General features: G+C 66.5%; 4 protein-coding genes and 2 pseudogenes. 1 reads left to right on the top strand and 5 read right to left on the bottom strand.

The window, feature by feature from the left end:
* From ACESNG_RS06160 to ACESNG_RS06180, 5 genes and pseudogenes are all read right to left on the bottom strand, one after another.
* Positions 1 to 623 (bottom strand): hypothetical protein (locus ACESNG_RS06160; RefSeq protein ID WP_373068227.1); only part of this gene is annotated, 623 nt, incomplete at its 3' end.
* A pseudogene (locus ACESNG_RS06165) lies at positions 620 to 1,315 on the bottom strand (ABC transporter ATP-binding protein); the annotation flags it as partial. The gene ACESNG_RS06160 and the pseudogene ACESNG_RS06165, both read right to left, overlap by 4 nt.
* 200 nt (positions 1,316 to 1,515) lie before the next feature.
* Positions 1,516 to 1,917: a PIN domain-containing protein gene (locus tag ACESNG_RS06170; protein WP_373058919.1), complete on the bottom strand. Its 402-nt coding sequence runs from the start codon at positions 1,915 to 1,917 to the stop codon at positions 1,516 to 1,518.
* 6 nt (positions 1,918 to 1,923) lie between these two features.
* Positions 1,924 to 2,211, bottom strand: coding sequence for a type II toxin-antitoxin system Phd/YefM family antitoxin (locus ACESNG_RS06175; RefSeq protein WP_373068229.1), 288 nt, complete (start codon positions 2,209 to 2,211; stop codon positions 1,924 to 1,926).
* 105 nt (positions 2,212 to 2,316) lie between these two features.
* On the bottom strand, positions 2,317 to 3,561 hold the full coding sequence (locus ACESNG_RS06180) for a hypothetical protein (RefSeq protein ID WP_373058915.1): 1,245 nt from the start codon (positions 3,559 to 3,561) through the stop codon (positions 2,317 to 2,319).
* 158 nt (positions 3,562 to 3,719) lie between these two features.
* Here ACESNG_RS06180 and ACESNG_RS06185 point away from each other — a divergent pair.
* Positions 3,720 to 4,034, top strand: a pseudogene (locus ACESNG_RS06185) (hypothetical protein); the annotation flags it as partial.

Consider the following 4,034-nt stretch of genomic DNA (forward strand, 5'->3'; position numbering starts at 1 on the left):
ACGAGTTGCAGACCGCTCTGCCAGCATCCGATGAACCCGATGCCGACCAGGAGGATCACCGTGAAGCCACCACTGAGCGCACCGGCGGCGAAGAATGCCGTGGTCACGACGACCACGTTCGGTACGACGAATATGACGAGCGGGCGGATGACCGTCGACAGCGCGAGGGGATCGCTCGCGCCGTTCGTCGTCACGGTCGCTATCCACGCCCCCAGCGAAAGTCCGAGGGGGATCGCCGCATAGATGACCAGGAGCACGGCGAGCGTTCCGAGAAAACGGCCAACGAGGTACGTCCGCCATGATAAGGGCGTCGCGAGGATGAGCCCCTGCGTGCGCGCGGAGACATCGCGGAGCACCGTGCTGGCCGCCGTCATCGCGGTGATCACCTGTCCAAAGGCCGTGACCCCCGCCATCGCGTGGGCGATGGCCCACGGAGCGGTGCGCGGCACCAGCCCAAGGTCTCCGACGAGCATGATGGTGCCGCTGGCGGTGTAGCCTATCGTGAGCAGGAAGAGCACGAGGAAACCGAGCCACGCCAGGAAGTCCCGCGACTGCAGGCGAAGTTCGAATGCGACGAGCGCGCGCAGTGCGGTGCCGCGGATGAGCGCCATGCCGTCGCTCATCCGTCCTCGTTCTCGGGGACATGCGCGAAGTACACATCCTCGAGCGTGACCTCGGGGCCGCGCCGCGCACGCAGCATTTCGAGTGCGTGCGTTGGCGTATCCTCCGTCACGATGCGCCCCGCGTGCAGAATGCCGAATCGCGCGCAGGCGGCGCGCACATCCTCCGTGAGGTGCGTCGAGAGGATGATCACGACGTCCTCCCCGACACCGGCCAGCAGGTCGTAGATACGCCGCCGCTCGCCGGGATCGAGCCCGGCCGTGGGTTCGTCGAGCAGGAGAAGGCGCGGATGCCCAGCGAGCGCGATGGCGAGCCCCAGTCGCTGGCGCATCCCGCCCGAGAGTGCCCGAACGGCAACGCGCCGCTTGTCGGCGAGGTTCGTGCGGCTCAGGAGGGCATCGACCCACGCCGCACGCGTGTGACGGTCGGTGGCGCCCTTGAGTGCACAGAAGTGGTCGAGGACCGCCTCGACGCTCAGCGTTGGGTAGAGCCCGAAGTCCTGCGGCAGGTACCCCAGCTGCGCACGGAGCCGTGCAGGCTCGGCCAGCACGTCGATAAGCGCGCTGGTGCCAATGCCCAACTGTACGCTGCCCGCATCCGGCCGCTGAAGCGTGGCCAGAATACGGAGAAGGGTGCTCTTGCCGGCCCCGTTCGGTCCGAGCAGACCGAAGGTCCCCGGTGGGATCACCAGCGAGACGGCGTCGAGGGCCCGCGGGCCATTGGGATACCGAACGGTAAGTCCTTGGATGCGCAGCATACCACGTGGAATCTACTGGGGTGACTCATGACGTTGGTGGAGACACGCGCTCGTGCGGGACTACCACGACACTCTTCCCTCATCGATGAGCCAGCCGGTCGGAACTGGGGCGTTCGTACGTTTCAGTTCAACCGGAGCTACCGGAGTTCGCTGCCCAGCGTTGCGATCGGAATTTTCATGCGCGCCGCTGGCTTGCGCATGCGCACGTCGTAACTGGCCAACTCCAGCTCCTGGCGCTGGCTGCGCAGGAACTCGATGGACGCCAAGTGGAGCGCGTCGAGTCTTCGCATGGCGATCGGAAACGGCTCCAAGGCGCGTGCAAGCACCGGCGGCGCCAACTCGAGAAAGGCAATCCGCTGCACGACCTCGCGCGCGAATTCGCCGTGCGACCCCGCCAGTCCGCGTGCGTTCAGCCGGGTCCAGAGCTCGTACTCGAGCAGGCGGCTGCTGACGAGCGTGGCATCCCACAACCATACCGGTGGAACGCGATCCTCGGCGAGGATATGCGCCAGGGCCACCGAGGTGTCGAGGCAAATCAGGCGCCGCTACCGGTCGCCTCGATCCCGATCGAGCCCCGCCAGCACGTCGGCCAGCGGCTCAATCGGTGATCGGCCAGGCGGACCCTCCCGCACAACCAAGGGTGCGGAGAGCAGTCCGCGACGCATCGCCTCGGCGAGCACGGCATCCGAGATCAGTGGACTGCGACCTTGTGGCGGTCGCAGCTCTGCCACGACCCGGTCGCGATCCGTGACCAGTACGGTTTCGCCGCTGGCAACGAGGCGGATGTATTCGCTGAGGCGGTCCTTCAAGACCTTCAGGCCGACTGTACGCATCTGCGCACGGTAGCTTCTGGAAGCTACCGTGGCAAATCACGCGTTGGCGCGTCGCCGAGACCAGGATACCGCCGCTGCCCCAACGCGCCGTTGAATCGTGTCCCTTCACACGCGCACTGACCGCACCGCCGTCGCCACGAAATCCGCGCGGGGGCCATCGATGTCCACGACCCCCTGCACCAGCGCCACCACCTCGTCCACGCGACCCGCCGATCGCGCCGCGTGCACAGTCGCGCGAAATGCATCGATGACATCGGTACTTGTGATCTCGTAGCCGGCCCCCTGCACCAGCCAATGGAGCGCCAGCAGGCCCACATCCAGCGCGAAGGCCGGCTGCTGCGCTGCGAAGTCGCGAGATGCTCGTGTGAGGGTTCGCGGATCACACGGCGATCGCCGCGCCAGCGCGACGGCCTCGGTCAGGAATCCGGCATCCTTGGCCGCGGCAAACCACTTCCCCTCCTGACCGGGGCTGGCGTTCACGAGATCCATCAGCACGTCGTGCGGCGGCCTGTCGGGATACTTTTTGGTCACCGCGCGAAACGTGGCGAGATGACTGGACATACCGTTCGCGCGCATTCCGTATCGCGTGTACGCCTCGTCTCTCATGCCGGAGCGCAGCAGGATCTCCTCACAGCTCGCATCGATCGCGTGATCACTCGACCAGGGATTCCGGCTCGCCTCCGCAAACCGCAGCGCCTCGGCCGACCGCCCCGACGCCAGCATCGCCTTCACGGCCCACTGCCGGTACGTCCACATCTGTTCAGCGCGCACCATCTCGATCAACTCGTCGTGCCGGCCCGCGCGCTCAAGCGCGCTCAGGCAGGCTGTCGTGCCCTTGAAGTAGGTGCCGGGTTGTCGATCCGGGCTGAGTACAAGGCGCGTGATGTCGATCAGTCGGTCGGCCCATTCGCTGGCGACAGCGGGAGACGCACAGAGATCGCCCCAGTGGTCGCCGAGCGATTCGATGTACGGCATCTCGTCGGCCTGCAGCGCCTCGAACAGGCGCTCGAGCCATGCCGCGCGTACGCCAGCGTCAACTTGAGCGCCCGCGATAATCGGCACCAACGCCGCGATCGCGTTGTTGACAGCGGTGCCGATCGAGCCGGAAGAGCTGTCGACCTGCTCCAGTGCCGGAGAGACCTTCTCGAGGAAGAGCACCGCCCCATCGGCGGCCAACCGAAGATCGCGCTTCGCCACTTTTCGGATCTCGGCCACCGCTTCCTTGACGCGAGCAATGGCCGGTTGCGACTTCCATCCGAAGCAGTTCCGGCGGAAGCGGGTACGAAACACCCAAATGTGCGGTGCTGGCTTGGCGGTGCTGTCCGGGTGATCGGCTTTCGTCCTAGGCATGCTGAAGTATGCGCTGACGGCTTCGTGGAGTGCAGCTACGGGTAGCGCGCGCTGGCGTCAGTGCCGTCGCTCCCTGCAAGTTTACCGTCGTATATCATCGTACCACGGGGTGTGCTCGCAGCTGACGCCACCCCGCCCCACCTCCCGCCCCTGCCCCCATGCGTCGTCTTGCCCTCCTGCTCGTGCTCGCCTCCTCTAGCGCGGCTGCGCAACTGTCCGCGCAATCGTCCGCCACGATGCCGGCCGTCAACGACCTGCCCAACCCGTATCGCACAGTCGCCGGCTGGGCCAAGCTGCCCGAAGGGCGCACGTGGGGCTCCACCAGCGCCGTGGCCATCGACAAGGACGGCAAGAGTATCTGGGTGGCCGAACGGTGCAGCGTGAACAATTGCGCGGGCTCGTCGCTGCCGTCGGTGCTCAAGTTCGACGACAAGGGCACCCTGGTCACGAGCTTCGGCGCCGGGATGATCCTG

It is taken from the genome of Gemmatimonas sp., assembly GCF_041689975.1.
Taxonomy (GTDB): Bacteria; Gemmatimonadota; Gemmatimonadetes; order Gemmatimonadales; family Gemmatimonadaceae; genus Gemmatimonas.

What these genes read in the sequence shown, in the direction of transcription:
- ACESNG_RS06180 (WP_373058915.1), bottom strand. Translation starts at nt 3,561, where the DNA reads ATGCCTAGGACGAAAGCCGATCACCCGGACAGCACCGCCAAGCCAGCA.
- ACESNG_RS06175 (WP_373068229.1), bottom strand. Translation starts at nt 2,211, where the DNA reads ATGCGTACAGTCGGCCTGAAGGTCTTGAAGGACCGCCTCAGCGAATAC.